The organism is Chloroflexota bacterium (genome assembly GCA_016887485.1).
Classification (GTDB): Bacteria; Chloroflexota; Anaerolineae; order Anaerolineales; family Anaerolineaceae; genus Brevifilum.
In genome coordinates, this window is the sequence record CP069394.1 from 2426997 (window position 1) to 2453007 (window position 26011).

Genomic DNA, 26011 nt, shown 5'->3' on the forward strand with positions numbered 1-26011 from the left:
TCGATGGAATTCCAAAAGCGCAAGATTATTGATGGGCATATCCATTATGCGTTCTATGGCTATCAGGATTCCCTGATGGCGATCTTGGATGATGCCGGGATCGAGAAATTCTCGGTCGTCTGCACGCCGGATATGGCCCGCTTGAGCCTGGTGCCGGATGCGGTGCTGCTTAAGGCGGCTTTCCCAGAGCGGGTGTACCTCTTTGGCGGTATGGATATCTCGCCGCTCTTTGTGAGGCCGGATCAGGTTGGCGCGGCCTTCGCTGATTATGTCATGGCGCTAAGAGGGCTGGGCGCGGATGGGATCAAGATGATTGAGGGGAAAGTGCAAATGCGCAAGCTGCTGCCCATCCCGGATTTCGACTCCCCAGTCTATGAACCCTATTGGCAGAAGCTGGCTGAGACCCAGATGCCGCTGACTTTCCATGTCAATGATCCCGAAGAATTTTGGGACCCTGTTAAGGTGCCGGATTGGGCCAGGGAGATGGGCTGGTTCTATGGGGATGGGACCTATATCAATAATGAGGTTCAATACCGCCAGGTGTTGAATGTGCTTGATCGGCATCCGAATTTAAATGTCACCTTTGCCCATTTCTTCTTCCTCTCTGCTCAGTTGGATAGGCTGGCGGAATATTTTGACCGCTATCCAAACATGCATGTGGACCTGACGCCTGGGATCGAAATGTACTTTAATTTCAGTGCGGATCCTGAAAAAGCGCGGGATTTCTTCCTCAAATATCAGGATCGGATCATCTTTGGGACGGATATCGGGGCTCGTGCCCTGCTGGCCGATCGTGAGGCAGGCATCCAGGTCGAAGAAAGCCTGGCTCGGGTTGAAGTTATCCGTGGATTCCTGGAACATGATGGCCCCTTCCAGCTTTCCCATCAGGGTTTCTTATTTGGGGGCAAAGAAGCTACCTTCCAGGGAATACACCTGCCCGAAGAGGTGCTTGAAAAGATTTATTGGCGCAACTTTGAATCGTTTGCCGGTGCGCAACCCAGGCCGCTGGTCCCTGAGGCCATTCTGGCTGAAGCAAGCCGGTTGGAATTTGTGATCCAGGCGATGGCCCAGACCCAGCCTGGTACCGCAGGCGACACATCTTCAGTGGAGGCTTTGAAAGCCTATTATGAGCGATAAACCCTGTTGGGGGCAGGTTTATAAATTCGATTCAATACCATTCGGAGGGACCTCTTTATGAAAACGCTAAAACGTTGGCAAGAACCGATATATGCCATTGGGGGCTTTGGGCCTGGCTTTATGTATCAGATCGTGATGACCTATCTGCTCTATTATTATCGGCCTGCGCTCACCCGGGTGGAGGCAGGCGCACTGGTGTTGGCGCCTGCAGGGGCTTATGCAGTCGGGATGCTGGTGGCAAGGATTCTGGACGGTGTGGTAGACCTTCCGATTGCTGCCTGGACCGATAACCTCAAGAGCAAGTGGGGGCGCAGGCGGCCGTTGATGATCCTGGGGTTGATCCCCACGGTGCTTTGTTTTTTGCTGCTTTGGTATCCTCCCTTCACAGGTAACAGCCTGGGTGCGGAAGGCCATTGGGGAAATGCCATTTTTGTGGCAGTGGTCTCATCACTGTATTTCTTCTTTCATACCTTGATTATCGTGCCCTATCTGGCAGCGCTTTCTGAAATTGTGACTGATGAACAGTCCCGAGTGCGGGTGGCCTCCTGGCAGACATTCTTCAACACGGCCGGCTATGTCCTAACCTATGTGGTGGCGCCCATCCTGTTTGAGCATTTTGGCATTCGAGGCACGATCTGGATGTTGGTGCCGGTTTTCATTTCATTCGTTGGGCCAATTATGGTGATCAGAGAATCGTCCACGCTTGAGAATGCCCCGGATTCCACCGAAAAGGCTGCCGATGTACCGCTTTGGCAATCGGTGAAACTGACACTCAAGAACAAGACCTTCAGAATTTATATGATTTCGGTGGCAACCTTCTATTTTGGGCTGCAGTTCTTCCTGGGCGGGATCGCTTTCATGGCGGCGGATATGATGGGCCTGAGCGATTCTCAACTGGGCTTTATGAACGCGGCGGCTTTTGCTCCCGTGCCGATCATGCTGCTGTTGTTCAACTGGCTTTCGAAGAAGAAAGGTGCCAAGTGGGCTTTCAGGCTGGCCCTGCTGGTCTTCGCTTTGGCAATGCTGATCTTCCCGCTGGGCTGGACACGTTTAGGCTTGCCCATCTCACCGATTATCGTTGGGATCATCGCCGGGGTCATTGCGAGTTTCTCAATTGGCGTCTTTTTCACCATTCCCTATGCCTTCCCGGCTCAAATTGCAGCAACGGATGCCAAAGAGACCGGTCGGGATCGCGCTGGGATGTATTTCGCTGTACAGGGTGTGATCAACCAATTTATGGGCAGTTTGGCTGGCTCTGTGTTGGCGCTGCTGCTGGGTTGGAAATTGGGTGTGGTGTTTATCGGCCCGGTGGTGGCTCTGACCTGTATCATAGCCTTTTTCCTGTTCAAACCCTATCCGTTGGGTCAGCCTACTTCGAAGAAATCGGCTGAATAATTGCTGGTGAACGGCCACGCCGTGGCCGCTGAGCCGAGGCTGCCTCGCTCCCTGGGGCAGCCTCATTTTAGTTATGTATATTTTTATCTTTTTAATTAGAGGTATATATGATAATAGATTTGGTTTTTATAACTCCCTTTTCTTTCCTCCTAGATTTTGGGGGGTGTAACCTGATATATGATTAATTCTTTTGGCTACTTCTTTATATTTTTTCGCATCGATTATTGATGTAGATCTAAAATTCAACCTTGAATCTAACCCTATTTGCGAGGTGTATGCAATAGTTAACCTATATACTATCATCCGTTTATAATTTTTCCCCCCATAAGAATATTTATTAATTATTTTTACATCTTCTTCATTTTCCATAATAGATGCCCATTTTAGATTAATGTTATTAATAAATGAAGTATTATCAATATCTATTTGATCAGGAAGAAATTCTAAAGTCATATATAGGGGTTCACCACTTTTTGACAATTTAACATGCAATTTATATATATTTGGTAATCGTTCCTTATTTTGTTCAAGCCACTGTAGCCTTTTTATTAAGCCAAAGATTGCAAAACCAACAAATAATATTAGAATTGGTACAAGGCAATTTTCCATTGAATACCCTCCTAGAATGATAATTTCTGCACAAAAAAAGCACCCTTTTATTATATAGGAAGTTTCGATATTGAACGCATATGAATCTTTCCATGATAGAATTTTTGGCGTGGATACAGTGAATTTAATTCAAAAGCCAATCGGCATATTTGATTCCGGCGTGGGCGGGCTTTCCGTCCTGCGGGCGATCCGGCGCGAGTTGCCCAATGAGACCCTGCTCTATCTGGGTGATCAGGCGCATGTACCTTATGGCTCCCGGCCCCGGGACCAAATTCGCAATTATGCTTTTGGCGTCACCCGTTTTCTGCTGGCACAAGGCGCGAAGCTGATCGTGGTGGCCTGCAACACGGCCTCGGCTGTGGCGCTGCATGACCTGCGGCAGGCTTTTCCGGATGTGCATTTTGTGGGGATGGAACCGGCCGTTAAGCCCGCCGCGGAAACAACCCACACCGGCAAGGTGGGGGTGTTGGCCACGCCGACGACCTTCGCGGGGGAGCTGTATGCTTCGGTGGTGGAGCGGTTTGCCCACGATGTACAAATCTTCCAAAGCACCTGTCCCGGACTGGTGGAACAGATTGAAGCCGGTGACCTGGATAGCCCGCAAGCCCGAGAGATCCTGGAAGAAGCCTTGCAGCCGATGTTGGCAGAGGGGATTGATACGGTTGTGATGGGCTGTACCCACTATCCCTTTGTGATCCAGCTGATCGAGTTGATCACCGGACCGGATGTACGCACAATTGACCCCGCCCCGGCTATTGCCCGCCAGACACGGCGTTTGCTCACAGAACGCAACCTGCTTAATCCATCCCCGGACGCCGGAAAGCTGCGGTTTTACACCAGCGGCAGCCTGACCGCTTTTCAAGAATTATTACCCATCCTGTTGGATGAGACCGGCCCTGCCACCGGTGTGGCCTGGCTGGATGATTCCGAATTGATGTTGAGAGTGGTCTAATCCTCGCGGATGACCAAAGAGCTGCCCATCCCATTGGGATCGGCCTGAATCACGTCATTCCCCCTGAATAAATAACCTTCATAGCGTTTCTCACCAGCCACGGCCTGCCAACCGCTGATCACCAGCGGCAGCGGTTCACTTACGCCCAGCCATTCCCCGTTGAATTTACGGGTGAAATGGAGGTGGGTACCGGTGGCATTGCCGCCCTCGCAAGAAGGATGCCCCACGGGGTCATCCCGTTCCAGCCAGGTGCCGACAGCGACCCGGTCCTGTTCCGCCACATGCAGGTAGAGCAGCACCCAGCCGGTGCCCTCATCCCCGTCGCCATCCAGGTCGATCGCCACCACGCCCCGCTCTGAACGAACGACCAATCCCGAGGCCGCGGCCGTGACCCAGCGGAAGGAGACTGCACACTGACTTTCGCCGGTGATGGGCGCAAAATCGAGTGCGCCGCGGGGAGTGCCTGTTTGCCAGCTGATATGCGGTCCGGAGGTCAGGCTCCAGGCTTCGCCCGGTGTGAAGGGGAAGACCAATTCGGGCTGCTGGGTATCTGCAAATAAGTAAGGTTCCACGGCTGCCGCCCGCTGCCAGGGGTCGCCAAACCAGGATCGGTAGAGGGTCAGGAAGGCAGCCGGGTCATAGAGCGCCCAATCCACACCGTCAATTGTGTAGAGCGTGCTGAATAAACGTAGCAGGGCCACCGTCCCGGCATTGAGGGTAGGGTCCAGCCGTCCGGTGCCGCCGCCATCATAGTCCATAAAGCGCAATTCACCATCTCGCCAGCCGTAATAGCCCAGGGCCAGAAGCTTGGCGGTAATTTGTAGTTCTTTATAGAGTCCGGTGTCCGCCCCAGCGCCAAATCCGAGGGGATAAAGATCCAGCGATGCGCCTTCCGGGTGACTGGTGACCCAGCCGGAGCGAAATTCGACAAAGGCCAGGAGCAACCGGGGGTTGATACTGGATTCGATGGCTGCGAGCTGGATGATTTCAGGCCCGGTCAGGATTTCACCGTGGATTTCTTCGGTGTAGGTCATCAGATAGCCGGCCCATGACTGGGCAAAGGCGATCGTATCAAAATCACCAACGGTCGGGCCGTAATGGATCTCGGAATCCGGTAATAACTGTTCCGCAGAAAGGGTTTTGCCCAAGACGTCCGGGACCAGCAGCACCGTGCCGGGCTCCAGCAGGTCTTGTGCTGGGAGAATCGCGTCGGATTGGATTTCACTTACGTCGACCGAGAAATGCTGGGTGAGGGCGGGCAGGGTGTCGCCCTGTTGGGTAACGTAAGCTCGATAGCCCTCCGGGACGACGAGTCCCTCCAGGGGATTATCGGTTGGGGATTGGGTTAGGCTGAGCGTGGGTTCGGGCGTCAGGAGGGAAGGCGTTGTCGATTCAGACGCCATGCCTTCAGGGTTGAGGATTCCAGCGACTTCTGTCTGGCGCTGGTTGGCAGGGGAGATTTCTGCCGTGGCTTGTGGGAAGTTGCAGCCGGACAGGATCAGCCCGAGGATGGTAATGGCAACCAAAAAACGCGACAGCTTACCTGAAGGTGATGGGAGATAAGCGTTACGGCTGTGGCTTTTCATCGGAATGTGGAAAAGGCCCTTGGGTATGGGGGAGTGTCTAACGGAAGAAAATGGGGAAGGTCGCCTGGGATGGGAAGGCATCCTTGGAGACGTAAATCACCAGGGCGAAATCCTGATCGGTCTCATCACCCAGGTTGGGCACACCGTCCCCGGCAATATTTACGGCTGTCACGGTGAAGGTATAGGTTCCGGCGGGTAGGTTTTCGAGGAAGATGCCTTCGGTGTTGTTCATGCCATCAGGTGTGATGCCGTTGGCTATCGAAAGCCCGTTGGCGTCAAAATCATTCCCCAGGTAGGTGTCGCCGTTGATCGTGAGGGTGAAATCCAGGTTGTTGATCCAGGCCGCGGCTGAGGTTGGGAGGTCTTCATCTGCGATGACCGGGCCGGGTGCATCCGTCCAGGCCAGCATGGCATGCAAATACGGAACGGGGGCGGGCGAGGTGAAGGTGTAGCTCCAGGTTTCCCCGGTGTTGTCCATAAGGGTTTCCTGGTCAAAATAGATCACAGCCAGATCATCGCTGGGATCCAGGACGGCCTCAGCATCCAGGCGCCCCCAACCCTGATAGGAATCGAAGGGATGACCAAGGATTCCACCTTCTGAATTGAAATTCCCCTCAAGGTCATGCGCCACGGGCAGGAACGCCGCTTTGACCAAGGCCGGGCTGGGATCGCCGCCAAATGCACGGCGATATTTTTCATAGAAGAGTGCGACTGCCCCAGTTACTTGGGGGGAAGCCATGCTGGTGCCGCATTTTAACCCGTAATCATCGCCAGGGTATGTGGAGTCAACTTCACAGCCAGGCGCAACCAATAGAGGGACGGTTCTGCCGTCCTGGGCAGGGCCATGAGCAGAATTAGAAGAGATGTCATTAATATTCGACATCTGTGAGCCATCCCAATTCTGTAAATAGGTCGACGCAACAGAGATGATATTTTTCGCCTCATCAGGCGTACCAAGAGAATAGCCTGTTGCTAAGTTGTAATTATCAATTGAAAGGATGAAGGATAACGGTTGAATACCTTCTGTTGTGGGATCAGCATCGCGCACGCCGATATCCACCAGGCGGGTATTTATGTCATACCCAAGAGGATAACTGGAAGGTCCCCAACTGTTACCGGAGATCACCGCACCATTTTCCACGGATTGGGTCATTAGGGTCAGCATCCCATCAGTTTCCAGATAGGTGGGCTTATAAACCTGTTCCACCAGCCCTGCCCCGGGCGCCATGCCCAGACCGCGCAGGAACCCGAAGTCATCCATCAGGCCGCTGGCGCCGTCACCAGCCATAATGCCCGCTGTGTGGGTGCCGTGGCTGCTGCTAAGGCTGCCGCCGCAGGTGGAGCCGGTGCAAGGCAGCATCCGATTGACCAGGTCCGGGTGGGACTCGTCGATACCGCTATCCACGTTGGCGATGACCACGCCCTCACCGGAGAGATTCACGCTGGCCAGCCAGTTCAGGTAACCGGGCGTGGCGATATTGCTGCCATCCACATTGTTGACATTGACCTGAGTGCTGACTTCGCCGCGGTCGCCGCCGTCCAACGGGACCGGTTGAATGGTATAGATGCCAAGGAGCCGGGCAACTGAAGGAAGCTGATCGCCGGGGATCAGGAAAGTGGCCAGATCAAAATCCGGGTCGGCACCGGTGCTCACAGATTGGAGTTGGCCGCCCAGAAGTTCAATGGCGCTGAGGGTACTATCGAGTCCTGCCTGCGGGAAGATCATCACCCGCACCAGCAGGGGTTCTGAATTGAGTGAGAAACCATCAGTGGAGAGGGCATAGGCAGGCAGGTAGTCACCTGTCCAGCGGACCGTATCCAGCGCACTGGCCCGAGATAGGGCATTGAGGTTTCCCCAGACGAGATAGGTGTAGGGATGGATGTATTGGATGAGTTCCAATCCGCTGGCTTCCAGTTTCTTCAGCCAGGCATCCTTGGTGGGACCGTGGAATTGGATCAGGTGCGGTCCGGCTTCAGTGACTGCCCTAGATTGGGAATCTCGATCCGGTTCGACCTGCGGGACGCCCTCCAGGGGGTCAAAGGATTGACCGCCGAGGGTAAGCGTATAGGGATTGTCGATGGTTTGGTAGTTGATGCCGCTCGAATCCAGGCTGGCCATGTCTGCGGGGTCCATCACGACCCAGAGGAAACTGCCATAATCGATGATCCGTTGAGGCTGGGCTGCCAGTTGGCTGGTGACGGTATAAGCGGATTGCCCGCTGGCCTCACTACTCGCCACAGGGATTCGGACAACTACCGCCCCGGATTGTGATTCCGCCGGGGTGGGTGTGGCCGCCAGTGCGAAGAAAAGCAGGCCAAGGATGATCCATTGCAGCCATTTCGAGGGCATTGAGTCTCCGATTTGGGTTTAATCCAACAGGTTAATCATATATGTAGAAAGTGGAAGGTGCAATATAAGCACCAAAATATGAGGGGCTAATGAGAATGGGTGACAATACGTGCCACGATCATTCAACCGATAATTCTTCCTCAATGTGGCTCCACTCCGCCATCAGGCTTTCCATCATTTGCTGAAGCTTCACGTAATCGTCGCCAAGGCGCAGAACCTCGTCCGGGTCATCGGGAGGCGTCTCCAGTTGGGTTGAAATCTCGGTCTGTTGCTTTTCGAGAGCCTGCAGTTCCGTTTCGATCTCAGCCAGGCGATGTTGACGCTTCTTCTGCTCGTATTTTGAAAGAGCCTTACCATGTTTGGTCGCTGTTTTGGTCTTTTTCGGGTGATCGGCTGCCTCAAGGCGGGCCTGTTTTTCAGCCTCAGCCTGCGCTTCCCGTTGGCGATCCTTTTGGGCTTTGAATTGGGTGTAGGAACCTTTGAAGACCTGCAGGCGCTGTCCCTGGGGTTCCACTTCCCAAATTTGAGAGGCAAGTGAATCGATCAGATAGCGGTCATGTGAGACCAGCAGGATCGTCCCGGGGAAATTGGAGAGCACCGATTCGAGCACTTCCTGGGTCGGAAGGTCAAGGTGGTTGGTGGGCTCATCCAGCAGCAAGAGGTTGGCATCGGAAAGCGAGAGCTTGGCGAGTGCCAAACGACCCCGCTCACCACCTGAAAGGGTGCTGACTCTGCGGAAGACGTCATCGCCGGTGAAGAGGAACTTCGCCAGGAAATTGCGCACTTCGGCGGGGAGTAACTGGGGGGCAACGGAATTGATCTCCTGCACCAGGGTGTTGTTGGGGTTTAATCCTTCATGCGCCTGGGCGAAATAGCCAATTTCCAGGCTTGCACCGAGTTGCGTTGTCCCGGTATAAGGTGGGATCTGCTCCAGAATGGTCTTAAGGAAGGTGGTCTTGCCTGCGCCATTGGGCCCGATGATGGCAGCACACTCCTGTCGCATCAGCACCAGGTCCGGGCAGTCAAAGAGCGGCCGGCCCTCATCATGATAACCGACCTGCAGGCTGTGGGTGCGCAGCACCAGGTCACCGGAGCGGCCCTTGGTGTTCAGGTTGATGTGCATCCGCCGGGGTTCATTGGGGGGCGGGGCCAGACGGGCATCTTCCAGCAGGCGTTCCAACCTGCGCTGGCGTCCCTTAGCCTGGTTGGTGTTCTGACCGGCGATATTGCGCCGGATGAATTCCTGTTCTTTTTCAATGAAAGCGGTTTGGGCCTCATATTCCGCCAAACGACGGGCATAGCGTTCTTCCCGCTGGGTCAGGTAGGCGGAATAGTTGCCGCGGTAGACCTCGAGAGCGGGCGTCATCTCCCAGACGGTTTGTGCCACCTGGTCCAGGAAGTAACGGTCATGCGAGACAACCACCAGTGCGCCATCCCAATCCTTGAGGAAGGATTCCAGCCATTCCACGGCCTGGATGTCGAGGTGGTTGGTGGGCTCATCGAGCATTAAAAGGTCAGGGCTTTCCAGCAGCAGCTGGGCGAGCAAGGCGCGGGTGCGCTGGCCGCCGGAGAGCTGTCGGATTGGGCGGTGATAATCTTTTTCGTCAAAACCCAACCCTGTGAGAGTCTGCTTGATCCGAACTTCATAGGTATAGCCACCCAGGCGCTCAAAGGTTTGTTCCAGTGCGCCGTAGCGAGCAACGGCCTCTTCGGCTTGTTCGGGGGCCGACATGGCGGCCATGCAGTCTTCCAGTTCGGCCTGCATTGTGATCAGGTCCGCAAAGGAGCTCAGGCAGGATTGCCAAAGAGTGCCTTCCTCTATGAGGGTGGCTTCCTGCGGGAGGTAGCCGACGGTCAGGTCTTTGGCCTGTTGGATGGTGCCGCTGGAGGGGACATCTTCGCCCAGCAGTATCCGCAGCAGGGTGGTCTTGCCCACGCCGTTCGCCCCAACAATCGCGATCCTGGCGCGTTGGGGAATCGAAAGTGAGAGCCCGTCGAAGATATCGTCCGGCCCGAAGGACTTTGAAAGGTTGTTTGCGGTCAACAGTGACATGCCTGAAAGTATACCATCGAGGGGCAACGCGATGATGTGCGAAGAAGGAAATCCGGGGGTGGTAATGCGGTTATAACACGTGTGTCATACGATGTGCTTGGAGTACCCTACGAATGGTTGTGATGTAGGGGCGGCTCTCTGTGGCCGCCCCATGGTGAGATTGTCATGTGCGCTGCGCGGCACATGACCTACATCTCAATAAAACTTCAACCAGTTAAAAACCTGCCACATGGTAGAATCGAAAGCATGAAACGAAATACAAAACAATGGCTTTTTTGGGTGGGATTACTGATTTCGGTTGTTTTCCTCTACCTGGCATTTAGGAAGATTGACTACCAGGAGTTATGGTCCACTCTGGTGACCGTGCGTTACTGGTGGCTCTTACCAGGCCTGGCGATCTACTTCGTGGGCGTCCTTGTGCGCACCTGGCGCTGGCAACTGCTGCTCAATCCGCTCAAGAAAGCATCGATCAAAACGCTCTTCCCGATCATCAACATTGGCTATATGGGCAATAACGTTTTCCCGCTGCGGATGGGCGAAGTGCTGCGGGCCGTGGTTCTCAAGCGGCGTGAGTCTGTCTCCATCTCTGGCAGTCTGGCGACCATTGTTGTCGAGCGCATCTTTGATGCCGTGGTGGTCATGGGTTTTGTCCTGCTGAACCTGGGTGAGCTAACCTCTCTGCCTGGCAGTGGCGTTTTTGCCCAGTTGGGCAGCGTGGCAACCTGGGCGGTGGCGATCTTCCTGGCAGGGTTGGCCGTTTTTGTGTTGATCGCGGTCTTCCCGAAACCAGCTCAAAAGGTGATCCACGGGGTGATCCAAAAGATCGTTCCCGAACGAGGACGTAAACCTTTGATTGATGTGGCCGACAAGTTCCTGGATGGCCTGATGAGCCTGCGCTCTCCCGCACAGGCTTTGATGATCCTGTTGAGCTCGATCCTGATCTGGCTGTTGGAAACGGGCCTTTATTGGAGTGTTGATCAGGCGCTGGGGCTGGGGCTGAATTTCGGCCAGTTGATGCTGCTGAATGGCGTGGTCAATCTGGTTCTGCTGGTCCCGGCGGCGCCGGGCGGCCTGGGTACCTTTGACGCCGCCTGCCGTGCTATGCTGGAAGCCTATGGCATTGCTGCCGAGGGAGCGCTGGGTTATGCCCTCGTCCTGCGGATTGCCCTCTGGGTGCCGATCACGGTTGTCGGCGCGGTCTATTTCATCCGTGAAGGCTTGAAATGGACGACCGATGTGGACCAGATGGAAGCTCAGGCCGATATTGAACCCCTTGATGACAAAACTGAATTGAAGGATTAAGGTAATGACAACGAACAAACAACAGGCGGCCGTGATTGGCGCCGGGATTGGCGGTATGGCCGCGGCCTATGACCTGGCCCGGGCGGGTAAGCAGGTTACCATCTATGAAGCCTCGGATCATGTCGGTGGATTGGCCGCCGGTTTCAAGGAACCCGAGTGGGATTGGTCAGTTGAGCGTTTTTATCACCACTGGTTCCATTCCGATGAGCATATGCTGGGACTGATTGAGGAATTGGGCTGGACAGATAAAGTCCTATTCCCGCGTCCCGTCACGGTGATGTATGACAAGGGAGAATTCCGCCCCTTTGATTCGATCCTTAACGCACTGCTCTACCCCGGACTGGGTTGGGGCATCAATAAGATCCGCTTTGGGCTGGTGGGCTTATATCTGCGATTGACCAATAACTGGCAGTCGCTTGAAAAGACGACCGTGGATGCCTGGATGCGGAAATGGGCCGGCAATAAGGTCTATGAGTCGATGTGGGAGCCGATGATGATCGGCAAGTTTGGTGAGGAATATGCCAAGGTGGTGAACATGGCCTGGATGTGGGCGCGGCTGCATGCCCGCACCACCCGGCTGGGCACTTTCGAAGGCGGTTTCCAGGCCTTTGCCGACCAGCTGGCGGAACGGCTGCAAGAGATGGGTGTGGTGCTGAAATTAAATACAGCCATTCAATCCATTGAGTCCACTGAAGATGGAAAAGTGCGGGTCTTGACGGAACAGGAAGATGCCGTCTACGATCAGGCTCTGGCAACGACCTCCCCGGCGCTGTTGGCGAAGCTTGCCCCATCGCTGCCCGAAAGATATCTGGACGGTCTGCTGTCATTGAAGAGCATGGGTGCGGTGGTGATGGTCTTATCGCTTAAGCACCAACTTTCCAAGCAGGGTTACTATTGGTACAACATCCCCAAGAACGTGGGGTATCCGTTCCTCTCGTTGGTGGAGCATACCAATTTCCTTCCCTCTGAACATTTCGGTGGTGATCACATCCTTTATATTGGCGATTACCTGCCCCAGGACCATGAGAACTTTGAGCTTTCCAAAGAAGAGATCCTGGTTAAGTTCATGCCGCATCTGGTCAAGTTCAACCCGGACTTCAAACCGGATTGGGTCAAAAAGACCTGGCTGTTCCGCACGCGTTATGCCCAGCCTGTGCCGCTGGTTGACCATTCGCAAAATATCCCCGCGATTCAAACCCCGCTGGAGGGCCTTTATTTTGCCAGTATGAGCCAGGTTTACCCCTGGGATCGGGGTACGAACTTCGCTGTGGAGATTGGGCGCAGGGCTGCCGGAATGATGGTTAAGGACTCAGAAGGCTGATTCCAGAATCTGAATCTAATTTTCGAACATTTGAGCATTAAAGCGGGCAACCTAGAATCGGCAGATCCCCAATATACGCCATTATTTCTACCCGAGAGAATTTACCCCCCATATATGGGGGGTTAGAGGGGACTCTATCTGCTAATAGGGCGACTCATAGTTAGACAAAGTGATCAAATATTTTATATAAAAAGAGTCATATTTTTTAAGGTCAGGCCTTCTTAAAGAATCTCTTTTTTTTAGCAAAAATGGACTGAATCCGCTTGAGACGAATCGGGTTGTCTGTTAAAATACATGATACAAACTGATTGAGCGGGCGACTAAACTCATTGGTACGATAGCAATATTATTATTAAACTTAGTCGAATTACCTCCGCCACTGGTAGGTTTTTACAGTGGTGTTTTTTTGTCAAACTTATTGTTATTGGACTTATTGCGCATAGTGGTACATTGCGGCACTGGACTGAGAGGAGAACTTCATGAAAGCAGAACATGCCTGGCAAGCGACATTAGGTCAGCTTCAATTGGAGATGTCCAAGGCATCCTTTGATACCTGGGTCCGCAGTGCAGAATTTCTCAATTACGACGAAGAAGAACATATTGTTGAGGTCGGCGTTAAAAACGCTTATGCCAAAGATTGGATTGATGACCGGCTGAGTGCCAAAATGAAACGCTTGCTGACCGGCATGATCGGCACACCGGTGGAAATCAAGGTCAGGGTTTGGTCGGTAACAACCCCGTCCCCAACCACACCTGAACCTGTCGTTACCACGGTTCACGCTCAGACGGGTTCAGCCACCCAGAACACCAACATCAACCCACGCTATCGCTTTGATAATTTCGTGGTTGGTTCCAATAACCGACTGGCCCATGCGGCCTGTCAGGCTGTGGCAGAAAGCCCGGCTCGTGCCTATAACCCACTGTTCCTCTATGGCGGCGTCGGTTTGGGCAAGACTCACCTGCTGCATGCGATTGGGAATGCCTGCCAGCCTGCTGGGTTGAACGTACTTTATGTCTCCTCAGAAGAATTTACCAATGACCTGATCAATGCCATCCGCACGCATACCACTCCTGCTTTTCGGGGGAAATATCGCCAGGTGGATGTGCTGTTGATTGATGATATTCAATTCATTGCAGGCAAGGAATCGACCCAGGAAGAATTTTTCCACACCTTCAACACCCTCCACGGGCAGAACAAGCAGCTCGTGATTTCCTCTGACCGCTCACCCAAGGCTTTGGGTGCACTGGAAGAACGGCTGCGGTCCCGTTTTGAATGGGGCCTCACAGCCGATGTGCAGGCGCCGGATGTTGAGACCCGCTTGGCCATTTTGCGGACCAAGACGGATCGCGCCGGACGGAACGTCCCCGCTGAAATTATGGAATTCATTGCCCGTCAGGTGCAGTCCAACATTCGTGAGTTGGAAGGCGCACTCAATCGGGTTTTGGCCTATTCAGACCTGAGCGGCATCCCGCTGACTTTGGAAATGACCCAGAACGCGCTGATTGACTTCCTGCCGCAGGGCACGGATTTGCAGCCTGATGACGTGCTGCACGCCGTCAGCCGCACCTTTGGCGTATCTGAAGAACGGTTACTTGGTCGGGAACGCACCCGCGAGGTCGCTCTGCCCCGCCAGATCGCCATGTATCTGATGCGCGAAGAGGGTGGCGTCTCCCTGCCGCAAATTGGGGACTTTGTCGGCGGACGGGATCACACCACGGTGCTCTATGCCTGTGACAAGGTCAATGATCTGATGGAAACGGATGACCGTCTGCGCCGCCAGGTTTCGCAGATCCGTGAGCAACTATATGGGCGGGTCGGCGTACCAGCCTAAGCATAGCGGTTCATTCGACATGGGGGAAATGGATGTTATATAATTTTGGTAATGGATAAACAAAGACGATTTGGAATCTTTGCCGCGTTAGTGGCTGCGCTATTATTTGGCGCGGCGGCTCCCTTGGGCAAACCCCTGTTAACCTTTCTTACTGATCTGCAACTAGCCGGGCTGCTTTACCTGGGCGCGGCATTGGGTGTTTTATTGATCCTATTGAGGGAGAGGCCGCTCATCTTGCCCTGGCGGATGCCAAAGCGGGATGCCTTACGACTGGCAGGCGCGATCCTGTTTGGCGGCCTTCTAGGGCCGGTGCTGCTGTTGGCCGGGCTGCGGATTGCGGCGGCAGCATCCGTTTCACTTTGGCTGAATATGGAAATGACCGCCACGGTGATTATTGGCGTGCTTTTCTTCAAAGATCACCTTTCCGGGCGGGGCTGGCTCGCGGCGATTGGCGTCTTGGCAGCAGCGGTTCTGATGGCCTGGACAGGCGGGGTTGCCGGCTTCCAGGCGGGTGGCCTGGTGGCCCTGGCCTGCATCTGCTGGGGCGTGGATAACCATCTCACCGCGCTGATTGATGGGATCACGCCAGCTCAGAGCACCTTTTGGAAGGGGATCGCTGCCGGCAGTGTGAACCTAGCGTTGGGTCTGATCGCTGCACCTATCCAGGTGCCGCCTCTGACCCTGGCGGCTGCGCTGGGGTTAGGTGCCGTATCTTATGGCCTTTCCATTTTGCTGTACATAACAGCCGCGCAGAACCTGGGCGCGATTCGCTCACAGCTGATCTTCTCCGGCGCGCCATTCTTCGGTTTATTGTTTTCAATCTTGTTGGGGGACATCTTATCGTGGCTCCAATGGATTGCGTTGATCGTTTTCGCGGGTTCTGTTTACCTGCTGTTCAGGGAAACCCACAGCCATTTACATCACCATGATCCTGTGACGCATGTCCACACCCATTTTCACCCGGACCAGCATCACGACCATGACCACCCCGAGGGTGAAGAGGCAATCGGCCGACATTCCCACGAACATACTCATTCTGAGATAGTACACAGCCATCCTCATTGGCCTGATTTACATCACCGACATGAGCATGGCTGAGTAAATTTTTCCGATAGGGTTGTTTCCCCTTGTAATCTCTTAAATCTTTTCCATCTCACCCCAGCTGTGACCGGCTTTGGCTTCTGTGCTGAGGGGAATATCCAGTTTGTAGGCGTTTTCCATCACGTCCTTGACCAGGGTGGTGGTGGCTTCCAGTTCGTCTTCCGGCACTTCAAACATCAATTCGTCATGCACTTGCAGGTCCATCTTGGCATGCAGCCCGGCTTTTTCCAGCTCGCCCGGGAGCTTGAGCATCGCGATCTTGATGATATCGGCAGCAGTACCCTGGATGGGGGCGTTGATCGCTTCGCGTTCCTCCCGCTGGCGGATCATATGGCTTGCGCCTTTCTGCAGGTTGGGGAAGTAGCGCCGGCGCCCCAGCAGGGTCTCAACATAGCCGTCTTTGGCGGCTTTTTCCTTGATCCCTTCCAGATAGGTCTTCACGCCGGGGAATTCCTTGAAGTAGGTCTCGATGAAGTTTTCCGCTTCGGCCAGGGTCAGGTCGGTGGCATTCGTTAACCCGAAGGCGCTCATGCCATAGATCAGGCCAAAATTGATCGCTTTGGCATGGCGGCGCATACCGGGCGTGACGTCTGCCAGGTCAAAGCCGTGGACAGCTGCGGCTGTGGTGGCATGGATGTCCTGCCCGGCTCGGAAGGCTGCCAGCATGGCCTTGTCCTGCGCCATGTGGGCCACGATCCGCAATTCAATCTGCGAATAGTCCACAGCCAGCAGGACGGAGCCTTTGGGGGCAATGAAGCCATTGCGCACCCGGCGGCCGATATCGGTGCGGGTGGGGATGTTCTGCAAATTGGGGTCGGATGAAGCGATACGTCCGGTAACAGTCCCGGTTTGGTTCAGGGAGGTATGCACCCGTCCGGTATTGGGGTTCACCTGCAAGGGCAGGGCGTCCACATAGGTGGAGCGCAGTTTTTCCAACTCCCGATATTCCAGAATCCACTCGATCACAGGATGCTGCCCGATCATAGCTTCCAGCACGGAAGCGGCGGTCGAGTAGTGCCCGGAGGCGGTCTTTTTTGCCCGGTCAGGAGGTTCCAGGCCCAAAGTGCTGAAAAGCGCTTCGGAAAGCTGCTGGGTGGAGTTCAGGTTAAATTCACGGCCAACTGCGCCCTGGATTTTCTGTGCCATTTCCTGAATGCGTTCCTCCAGTTCCTTGGAGAAACGCTTGAAGAAATCGAGGTCCAGGAGGATACCGGCCTCTTCCATTTCGGCCAGCACCGGGATCAGGGGCATTTCCATGGTGCTGAACAAGTTCTCGGCTTCCTGCTTTTCCAGGTCGGCTTTCAGGTTCGGCAGCAGCCGCAGGCAGATGGCAGCATCAGCCGCAGCATAGCGCCCGGCTTCTTCTACTGGGACCTGATCCATGGTTTTTTGGTCACGCCCCTTGCCAATCAGCTCCTCAATGTGGGTCATTTCATATCCCAGCCGCACCCAGGCCAGGCTCTTAAGGCCGAGGTTGCGGGAGGCTGGATTGATCAGCCATTCGGCGATCATCGTGTCAAAGCTGAGGGGAGAAACTTCCAATCCGGCACGTTTGAGCATCAGATAGTCATATTTTAGGTTATGGCCGGCTTTGCCAATCCTGGGATTGGTCAGGGGGCCTTTCAGCGCTTTGAAAATGTCCTCAAGCGGCAATTGCAGACCCGTGGTGTGACCAACCGGGATGTAATAGCCCTCGTCCTTGCTGACAGCCAATGAGATGCCAACCAGCTTGGCCTGCATCACATCGGTGCCGGTTGTTTCGGTGTCAAAGGCGATCATCTCGGCCTGGTTGAGCGTTTCCACCATCTTGGTCAGGCTTTCCGGCGTGTTCACGATGATCGATTTGATTTGGTCTGCGCTTTGGTCTTCAACAGAGAGGGCTTCCGGCTCGTTTTTGGCAAAGAGGTCCATTTGTTCCCCTTCCGCCATCACCGGGTGCATTTTATTAACCAACGTATTCAGCTGGCGGGTGAGGGTGCGGAATTCAAGCTCGCGGAAGAGGTCCTCCACCGCAGCCGGGTTGAAGCGATCAATCCGGGCCTGGTCGAGATCGAGGGTCACATCCAGATCGGTCACGATTCGGGCGAGGGTTTGGCTGAGGTAGGCGTTGTCTTTGTGTTCTTCCAAAGCGGTTTTGGCCCGGCCGCTGATCTCGTCAATGTGATCATAAATCCCATCCAGAGTGCCGAAATCATCCAGCAGCTTGACGGCGGTCTTGGGACCGATGCCTCTGACGCCGGGGATGTTATCGGAGTTGTCGCCCATCAGGGCTTTGAGGTCCACGACCTCATTGGGCATCACGCCCAATTTTGTTTTGACATCTTCGGGGAAATAATCTTTGGCGTCGGAGAGCTTGCTGCCTGCGAGGTTTACTACCACCTGATCGGTGACTAACTGGAGCAGGTCCTTATCGCCGGTGATGATCTTGACGCCCAGGCCTTTTTCCTGTGAGGCCCAACGCGCCAGGCTGCCCAAAACATCATCCGCCTCGTAGTTCTCGCGTTCCAGTCGGGGGATATTGAAGGCATCCACGATCTCCCGCATGCGTTCCACCTGCGTACGCAGGTCATCCGGCATCTTGGCGCGGGTGCCCTTATAGTCTGCATACATCTCATGGCGGAAGGTTTTGCCCTTGTCGAAAACCACGGCGAGGTAGTCGGGCTTTTCCTGCTCAAAAATGCGCAGGAGGATGCTGGTGAAGCCGTAGACACCGGCTGTAGGCTCCCCGCTGCTGGTCTGGAAGGTACTGGCGCGCGTCCCACCTGCGGTGAGCGCGAAATAGGCCCGGTAGGCCAGGCCATGACCGTCGAGGAGATACAGAATGGGGGGCATAGGAGATCCTTTGATTGATTGAAAATGAACTCGCTAAATCATTTTAACCTGTAAAGCAGTGAAATCAAAATTGGGCCGGTTAAAAAGGTGAGACGCTCCATTGGAGCGTCTCGATGAACCACACTTTACGTAGAAGGGAGGGTCAATTCTCAATATCCTTGACGATCTCGTGAATGCGTGCCATGACATCGTCGGTCAGTTTTTCTTTGGCATCCACAGCTATCATATTTTCCTGTACCTGACTCACCCGGCTGGCACCGGTGATGACCGTGCTGACATTGGGGTTCTTGAGCAGCCAGGCCAATGAGAGCTGCGCTTCGGTGATGCCCAATTCCGCAGCCAGTTCTGCCAGCTTGCGGGAGGCTTCAATTTTGACCTTATCCTGAGCGCGTTCTTTCATCCAGCTGAAATCCTTCAGGTCAGCGCGGCTGCCCTTGGGGATATCGCCGTCATTGTACTTGCCGGAGAGGATGCCGCCGGCCAGGGGGCTCCAGGTGGTTGTGCCATAGCCCAGTTCCTTATAGAGCGGGGCATATTCCACTTCGAAGCGTCGCCGGTGGAAGAGGTTGTATTGCGGCTGTTCCATGGATGGCGGTCGGAGGTTATTGCGCCGGGCGAAGTCGGTTGCTCGCATGACTTCAGCGGCGGACCATTCGGAAGTGCCCCAATAGAAAGCCTTTCCCTCGCGGATGACTTGATTGAAAGCGAAGACGGTTTCTTCGATAGGGGTCTCGGGGTCGGGCCGGTGGGCATAGACAAAATCTACATAATCCAACTGGAGGCGTTTTAGCGCGCCGTTCACACCTTCGATGATGTGCTTATAGGAGAGCCCGCGGTCATTGGGACCGCTGCCGCCCCAGAAGATCTTGGTAGAAATGAGGTAGTCCTTGCGAGCCCAACCCAGGTCTTTGAGGGCTTCGCCCATGATGGTCTCTGCCTGCCCTGAGGCATAAGCCTCGGCATTGTCAAAGAAATTCACACCTGCATCATATGCGGCGGCCATGATCTCTTTGGCCTCCGGCACACCGAACTGGTTGCCATATGTGACCCAGGCGCCCAGGGATAATTCCGATACTTTTACACCAGCTTTACCTAAATGCCGATATTGCATTATTTCTCCTTCGTCTTGAGTTGCTTTTATTGCTTAAGATGTTTTGGTGGCGGGAATGGTTACATTACTGATTGATTTCAACAAACGAAATTGATCAGCCGGGAAGGTTAGGGTCGCCAGGCAGGCTGATAGTCCTCTGCGGGATTGGGCGCGATAACGACGGCTTCGCCCCCTCCAAGGGGCAGGAGGTAAATATCGAGCGCCTCGCCGTTTGGTGCGCCGGCAAAGGAAAGTATCTTGCCATCCGGTGAGATATCTATGGTGAGGGCTATCCTCAATCCTGTTTCAATGGGGTCGCTCAGGCCGCCAGAGCGGGGAAGCTGCCCGAGGAGGCCGCCGCTGCCCAGGTCAAAAAGGATCAGGTTATCAACTTCTGACCAGACAGGCCGCAGGGCATGGGTGTACGATTGTCCTAGAATCGCCTGAGGTTCGTTCTGCCCTTCGGCATCCACCAGGAAGAGGATCGGCTGGTTGGTCGCCGGGCTGGGTGCGACGAAAATGATCTGGCTGCCTTCCGGTGACCAGGCGGGCATACGGCTGATTGTGGAGCGGTTCATCAGGTTTTCCGTTTGGCCGCTGTCAAAGGAATAGATGAATATCTGGGGTTTGCCGGTTTGGAGCGAGGTGAAGGCTAATTTGCTGCCATCTGGTGACCAGGCAGGGTCATAATCCCCGGTTGCGAGGGTGGAGATCAGGTCGCTGCGCCCCGTGGAAAGCGTGAGCACAAAGATGCTTGCGCCATCATAACGTTCTTGCAGCCCAGGGCAGGGGGAAATATATGCTAAGCGGCTGCCATCCGGGGACCATTCCGGCTGACAGGCGCCTTCCGCTGCATGGGTCAGGGCCTTGAGGCCAGTGCCATCCTGGTTCACGAGATAGATCTGTGGCAGGCCGTCTCTTTCTGAAACGAAGGCGATCTGGGGTTGAGGGGTTTGTTCAGTGGCAGGGGCGAGTGTTTCAGTAGGAACAATCACGACCACAGGCTCAGTTTCTATGGTTGGATTATTATCGGTCGGATTAGGTGTGGCAGGTAGCGTCGTGGCCTCGGTGGTGGCGGTGATTGTTGTTGTTGGCGTCTCTGCGCCGTTTCTCCCGAGCAGGAAGATGGCTGTGGCAGCGGAGGCCAGAACCACGAACAGCACCGGTGCCAGCCAGGCCCAGATGGATCGCTTTCTGACTGTTGGAGAGGATGGGGCCGTTGCAGTAGAAGACTGTTTTAGGACAGGTTGTTCTGCCTGGGGACGGATTGCTAGCAAGGCTTCTCGCATTGCCGCGGTGGAAGGAAAGCGGCCTTCAGGGTGGATCGCAATCGCTTTAGTAATCACTGCAGCCAAGTCAGGGCTGACATTTGGGTTGAACGCGGTGATGGGCAAAATGGGATCTTCCCCGATGGCGCGGGTGAGGGATTCCGGCGGCACTTCGCAGGTTAGCAGGGTATAGAGCGTGGCGCCCAGGGCATAAATATCCGAACGGGCATCAGTGACACCCTGACCGTATTGTTCAATGGGGGAGTAGCCGGAGGTGCTGCCTGCCGCGCCTGTGGTGGTCTTTTCGCCCTGCTGAAAGTGCTTTGCCAGGCCAAAATCGACCAGCACGATCTGACCCTCAGGAGTTTGTTTGAGGTTAGCCGGTTTGATATCCCGGTGGATGATGGGTGGTTTACGGCTGTGTAGATAATCCAGCGCCTGGCATACCGCCACGCCAATTTGGATGACCGCATCTTCCGGCATGGGCTGACCGAGACCGTTTAGGCATTGCGACAGATCCTGCCCGGCGATCAGATCCATGACCAGATATTCACCCTGGTCTGGCAATACAAAATGGTCAATCACCCGCGGCAGGTTGGGGTGCCGCAGCCCGGCCAACAGGGTGGCCTCGTTGCGAAACTGGCGGGAATGTACCTCGGTGGTGTAGCGGTTTTCTTTGACCGCCACCTGGATATTAAGGGTTTCATCATAGGCCTGATACACCGTCCCCATGCCGCTCTGCGCCAGAACGGCGTTGATTCGATAGCGTTCTTTTAGTAGGGAATTGATGACCAGGCTCAACTGATTCTCCAGGGTTGTTTACTTGGAAAGGGATTAGTGGACGGGCTTCCAGGCTGGGTCATAATCCAACCCGGGATCAATGGTGACCTGGGTTAGGTTTGATCCAGGGAAGGTCATGATGTAAATATCGGATAGCAGATCAGAATACCAATAGTCGAAGGCTAGCCAGTTCCCGTCGGGAGCGATATCGGCATGATCCATCAGGGGGATGTAACTGGAGAGCGCGCCGGGGAGGATGATGTATTCTTCCGATTGGCCGATATCTTCCAGACGCATGCCGAAGAGCTGTTTGGAGGGGCTGCCCAGACCAAGCACCTGGCTGAAGATGATCAGGTCCTCTTCCGGAAACCAGACCGGGTTGCTGTCATCAATCGCGCCGGAAAGGGTGAATTGGATGGGATTCTCGCCATCTTGGCCCATGAGCCAAACCTGGCCCACGCTGCGAAGCCGGATAAAGGCTAATTGCCGGCCATCTTCCGACCAGGCAGGTTGAAAATCATCAAAGGTGCCATCGGAAAGCCGGATGATTGTGTCGAAATCGGCCACATTGATTTTCATGATTTGAGCCTGGCCGTTGACCAGCGAGGTATAGGCGATCCACTGCCCATTGGGTGACCAGGTTGGGTCGAAATCGCCTTCCAGGGATGGCGGCAATGATGTGATCTGCTGATTTTCCACATTCAGGATAAACAAGCTGGAACCAGGGTAGGAGACGCGCTTTCTGGTGCAGGGCGAGGTGAAGACGATCTGTTTGCCATCCGGCGACCAATCCGCCTGACAAGCGCCATCCATCAGGTCCGTCAGCTGCGTGGTCTGCCCTGTGGAAACGTCAATGGACCAGATTTGGGGCAGTCCGCTGCGGTCAGATGTGAAAGCGATGATCCCTGAGCTGCCACCGGTGGGGGTTGGGGTAACGTTTTGGGTCTGGCTGATCACAAACTCGGTGGTGTTTGGATCAGGTGTTCCTAAAAGGCCGATGGATTCAGTTTCACGGGCAACATAGGTGGCCGTTGTTTGCGAGGGTGTATGGAATACGGACGAAAAACCCTGGGGATCGAGGAGTACATAGATCAACAGAGAGAGTACTACAAATGACAGGAAGGTAAAAATGGCCCAAATGGGGTCAAATTTCTTCTTTTTGCCGAATAAAACCTTCCAGGCCTTATCCGCCCAGGGGGGTAAGGTCATTTTTCGTTGGGATGGAATGGTTCTTCTATCCGGTTCCGTTTGAGTCATCATTGCCAGACGCGGGCTGGACCTTTGGTCCAGGGGGAGTGTGCGACGGGCTGCAATTAACGCATCTTTGAATTCCTGGGCCGTTTGCCAGCGGTCTTCAAAACGTAAATTGATCGCTTTTTCAATAGCTTCGATAGTTAAATCGGAGAGATGGGGGCTATACTCCCAGAGACGGGTGAGTGTGGCTTTGCCGGTAGCCCGAGCAAGGCTGTCCTCTGCCAGATATCCGGCCAGGGCGGCATATAGCGTGGCGCCTAGTGAGAAAATGTCGGAGCGGTGATCGGTGGGATCGGGGCCATATTGTTCAGGCGGGGAGTAACCGGGCGTCATTGCCCGCGCAGCCGTCGTGGTGATTTCTTTGTTATCCATCACTTTCACCAGACCGAAATCCACCAAAATGACTTCACCAGTCGGGGTGATCTTGACGTTGCCGGGTTTGATATCGCGGTGGACAATGGCTGGAACGCGGGAATGCAGGTAGATCAACGCGTTGCAGATGGCTACGCCAATTTGGATGGCTTCCGCTTCAGTGATCTTCTCTTCGCGGGACATCCACTGGCGCAGGTCGTCCCCTTCGATATAGTCCATGACCAGATATTGCCCTTCCTGGTCGATCACGAAATAATCGAATACCCGGGGCAGGTTGGGATGGCGAAGGGAGGCCAGGATTTGCGCCTCACGTTGGAATTGGCGTGCGTATTCTTCTGAGAAAAAGGAGTTTTCCTTAACCGCGACAGTGACGTTCAGATTTTCGTCCAGGGCGCGATAGACGGCTCCCATTCCCCCTTGTCCAAGGATATCCTGGATGCGATAGCGATTATTGAGTAGAAAACCTTTACCTAATGTCATAACCAGATTTCAATCGTGAGCAATACTTCCTTGATTTTAACCGAACTTAGGCTTATGGGAAGATCGCCATTTGCGAAAATACGCTATAATTTGGAAAAATCGAGGAAAATCCTCTCTATGATAAATGTTGATATCCATTCAACGGTCCTGACAGCGACATTCATTGCTGCTGTTGCGGCCCTACTGTTAATAATATTTGGGACCAAGGGCTTTATTAAGAGCCGGAAGATCCCTTTCTTTGCCAAACGGCATAAGGGCATAACGCGTGCCTGGCGATTATTGCTTTTGGGGATTCTGTTGATCCCAGGGGCTTTGGTGATCTTCAGGTACTCTGAGCCATTGGTTTATAATTTTATTTCGCCTTCGCCTACCCCTAGCATCACACCGACCATCACGTTAACGCCGACGATCACGCTAACACCAACCATTTCCCTGACCCCCACGATCACGGAGACGCCTTCGATCACCAGCACACCCAGCATGCCAGGCGATGTCTCGGATGGTTTTGAGAGCACGACTACGCCTAATACAGAGGCTGTCTTCAGCCGAATTGTGTTTGGCCAACAAATTGATGACGGCTTGCAGCCTGTAAATCCCTCCGACACATTTGAGAATCCCGTTGGTCACCTGTATGGCACATTCAGCTACAACAACATGACGGAAGGTTCGCAGTGGAGCGCACTGTGGTATCGGGATGGCGAGCTGGTCTATTATGAATCCATTCCCTGGGATGGCGGCATCGGCGGTTATGGCTATACCGATTGGGACCCGGATAGCGATGCCTGGCTGGCCGGCAATTATGAGGTTCAGATATTCGTTGGAACGGAGTGGAAAGTGTCCGGGTTCTTCACCGTGACGGGTGAAGCGCCAGTGCCCACTGGGACCAGTACCTCAACAGCAACGCCAACCCTGACCCCGACACCCACCAAGACGGCCACGCCAACCCCCTCACAAACCCTTTGGCCAACACTCACGCCCACCCCTGGGCCGAACTAGGTTTTACCTGTTGAATAGAAAATGAAACCTCCTAGTGACTAGGAGGTTTTTTCATAGCAGACATGGCGACGGCCACTTTGGCGGCAACTTTGGCGTTGTTACGTAATAGTGCCAGGTTGGCTGTCAGGCTGGCTCCTTTAGTGATCTCGCTCATCCGCTGCAGCAGGAAGGGGGTCGTTGCCGCACCGTGAATTCCGAGTTCTTCCGCTTCGGCGATCGCTGCCGACACGGCTTCTTCCATCTGGGCTTCCGGCAGGGCAGTCTCCTCCGGTGGGGGGACTACCAGCAGCACGGCTGACTGGATCCCGGCGTCCCAGGATTGGGTGGCGATGGCAGCGGCTTCTTCCGGGGTATCCACCCGGTAATCCACCGGCATACCGCTGGATCGGGTGTAGAAAGCAGGGAAGTCATCCGTTTGATAACCGATCACGGGAACGCCCTGGGTTTCGAGTACCTCACGGGTGGCTGGCAGGTCGAGGATGGACTTGGCCCCGGCACAGACTACCAACACTGGCGTTTTACCGAGTTGAGGCAGGTCCGCAGAGACATCGAAGGTGCTGCCGCGGTGCACGCCGCCGATCCCACCGGTGGCAAAGACCCGGATGCCGGCCTGGTGGGCGACGTGCAGGGTGGCCGCCACGGTGGTGCCGCCGCTCAATTTGTTCGCGAGGGCAATCCCGAAATCGCGGGGGCTGATCTTGCGAGTTTTGTCGAGGTTTGATAGTTTTTCCAGTTCGCTGGGGGTTAGGCCAACCTTGATCTGGCCTTCGAGCAGGGCGATGGTGGCTGGCATCGCGCCTTCAGCGCGGATGTCCGCTTCCAGATTGGCCGCCAGTTCATGGTTGGTGGGCCGGGGCAGCCCGTGGGTGATCACGGCTGATTCGAGCGCCACAATCGGCGTGCCAAGTTTCTGGCTGATGAGAAGTTCTTTCGATATGGTATAAGCATGCGGTAAGCTGGTCATGCCTGTGGCCTCCGAGTAGATGGTTTTTTATTTGTCTGTTAATTCTAGGTTCAATTGGGCGATTGGGCAAGCGATTTGTTCTTGTCATTGCGAGGAACGAAGCAATCTCAGTTATTGTCTTTTTTGGATTGCTTCCTCCGCCTGGCGGCTTCGTCGCAATGACAAGAAAGACATTTTGGGCATTCTGGGGCAAGACATTTACTCCCATTTTGTCATTGTGAGGGACGAAGCAATCTCAGTTATTGTCTTTTTTGGATTGCTTCCTCCGCCTGGCGGCTCCGTCGCAATGACAAGAGAGACATTTTGGTCATTCTGGGACATGATACTTTCTCTCATT

17 protein-coding genes are annotated in these 26011 nt (G+C 54.5%); 8 read left to right on the forward strand and 9 right to left on the reverse strand.

Annotation, left to right across the window (positions count from 1 at the left end; genetic code table 11):
- Positions 1-3 precede the first annotated feature (3 nt).
- Positions 4-1137 (forward strand): amidohydrolase family protein, encoded by a 1134-nt coding sequence (locus tag JR338_11085; GenBank protein QRN82946.1) that lies wholly within the window; start codon positions 4-6, stop codon positions 1135-1137.
- A gap of 57 nt (positions 1138-1194) precedes the next feature.
- Positions 1195-2532, forward strand: a complete 1338-nt coding sequence (locus JR338_11090) for an MFS transporter (GenBank protein QRN82947.1) — start codon at positions 1195-1197, stop codon at positions 2530-2532.
- A 126-nt stretch (positions 2533-2658) separates the two neighbouring features.
- Here the strand turns inward: JR338_11090 and JR338_11095 are convergent, their stop codons facing one another.
- Positions 2659-3141, reverse strand: a complete 483-nt coding sequence (locus JR338_11095) for a hypothetical protein (GenBank protein ID QRN82948.1) — start codon at positions 3139-3141, stop codon at positions 2659-2661.
- Between the two features lie 118 nt (positions 3142-3259).
- Between JR338_11095 and JR338_11100 the strand changes: the two genes are divergently transcribed.
- Positions 3260-4093: a glutamate racemase gene (locus JR338_11100; protein QRN84423.1), complete on the forward strand. Its 834-nt coding sequence runs from the start codon at positions 3260-3262 to the stop codon at positions 4091-4093.
- On the opposite strand, the gene JR338_11105 is transcribed toward JR338_11100, so the two are convergent.
- The 3 genes from JR338_11105 to JR338_11115 form a co-directional block, all read right to left on the reverse strand.
- Complete coding sequence (locus tag JR338_11105) at positions 4090-5679, reverse strand: hypothetical protein (GenBank protein QRN82949.1); 1590 nt, start codon at positions 5677-5679, stop codon at positions 4090-4092. The two genes, JR338_11100 and JR338_11105, sit on opposite strands and share 4 nt — an antisense overlap.
- Before the next feature lie 37 nt (positions 5680-5716).
- Positions 5717-8029 carry a S8 family serine peptidase gene (locus JR338_11110; protein ID QRN82950.1) on the reverse strand — a complete coding sequence of 771 codons (2313 nt, stop codon included), beginning with the start codon at positions 8027-8029 and terminating at the stop codon, positions 5717-5719.
- 118 nt (positions 8030-8147) lie between these two features.
- Positions 8148-10082, reverse strand: a complete 1935-nt coding sequence (locus JR338_11115; GenBank protein ID QRN82951.1) for an ATP-binding cassette domain-containing protein — start codon at positions 10080-10082, stop codon at positions 8148-8150.
- A 246-nt stretch (positions 10083-10328) separates the two neighbouring features.
- On the opposite strand from JR338_11115, the gene JR338_11120 reads away from it, so the two are divergent.
- The 4 genes from JR338_11120 (at position 10329) to JR338_11135 (ending at position 15635) form a co-directional block, all read left to right on the forward strand.
- Complete coding sequence (locus tag JR338_11120) at positions 10329-11384, forward strand: flippase-like domain-containing protein (protein ID QRN82952.1); 1056 nt, start codon at positions 10329-10331, stop codon at positions 11382-11384.
- A gap of 4 nt (positions 11385-11388) precedes the next feature.
- Positions 11389-12705 carry an NAD(P)/FAD-dependent oxidoreductase gene (locus tag JR338_11125; protein ID QRN82953.1) on the forward strand — a complete coding sequence of 439 codons (1317 nt, stop codon included), beginning with the start codon at positions 11389-11391 and terminating at the stop codon, positions 12703-12705.
- A 479-nt stretch (positions 12706-13184) separates the two neighbouring features.
- Positions 13185-14537, forward strand: a complete 1353-nt coding sequence (dnaA, locus tag JR338_11130) for a chromosomal replication initiator protein DnaA (GenBank protein ID QRN82954.1) — start codon at positions 13185-13187, stop codon at positions 14535-14537.
- Between the two features lie 51 nt (positions 14538-14588).
- Positions 14589-15635, forward strand: a complete 1047-nt coding sequence (locus JR338_11135) for a DMT family transporter (protein QRN82955.1) — start codon at positions 14589-14591, stop codon at positions 15633-15635.
- A gap of 39 nt (positions 15636-15674) precedes the next feature.
- Here JR338_11135 and polA read toward each other — a convergent pair whose 3' ends face one another.
- The 4 genes from polA to JR338_11155 all read right to left on the reverse strand — a co-directional run bounded on the left by polA (position 15675) and on the right by JR338_11155 (position 23714).
- Positions 15675-18470, reverse strand: coding sequence for a DNA polymerase I (gene polA / locus JR338_11140; protein ID QRN82956.1), 2796 nt, complete (start codon positions 18468-18470; stop codon positions 15675-15677).
- Between the two features lie 142 nt (positions 18471-18612).
- Positions 18613-19581, reverse strand: coding sequence for an aldo/keto reductase (locus JR338_11145; GenBank protein QRN82957.1), 969 nt, complete (start codon positions 19579-19581; stop codon positions 18613-18615).
- A 107-nt stretch (positions 19582-19688) separates the two neighbouring features.
- Positions 19689-21629: a serine/threonine-protein kinase gene (locus tag JR338_11150; GenBank protein ID QRN82958.1), complete on the reverse strand. Its 1941-nt coding sequence runs from the start codon at positions 21627-21629 to the stop codon at positions 19689-19691.
- A gap of 33 nt (positions 21630-21662) precedes the next feature.
- A complete protein-coding gene (locus JR338_11155) occupies positions 21663-23714 on the reverse strand; it encodes a serine/threonine-protein kinase (GenBank protein ID QRN82959.1) in 2052 nt (683 codons plus the stop codon).
- A gap of 117 nt (positions 23715-23831) precedes the next feature.
- On the opposite strand from JR338_11155, the gene JR338_11160 reads away from it, so the two are divergent.
- Positions 23832-24710, forward strand: coding sequence for a hypothetical protein (locus JR338_11160; GenBank protein ID QRN82960.1), 879 nt, complete (start codon positions 23832-23834; stop codon positions 24708-24710).
- A gap of 31 nt (positions 24711-24741) precedes the next feature.
- On the opposite strand, the gene JR338_11165 is transcribed toward JR338_11160, so the two are convergent.
- On the reverse strand, positions 24742-25674 hold the full coding sequence (locus JR338_11165; protein ID QRN82961.1) for a pseudouridine-5'-phosphate glycosidase: 933 nt from the start codon (positions 25672-25674) through the stop codon (positions 24742-24744).
- Positions 25675-26011: the final 337 nt, after the last annotated feature.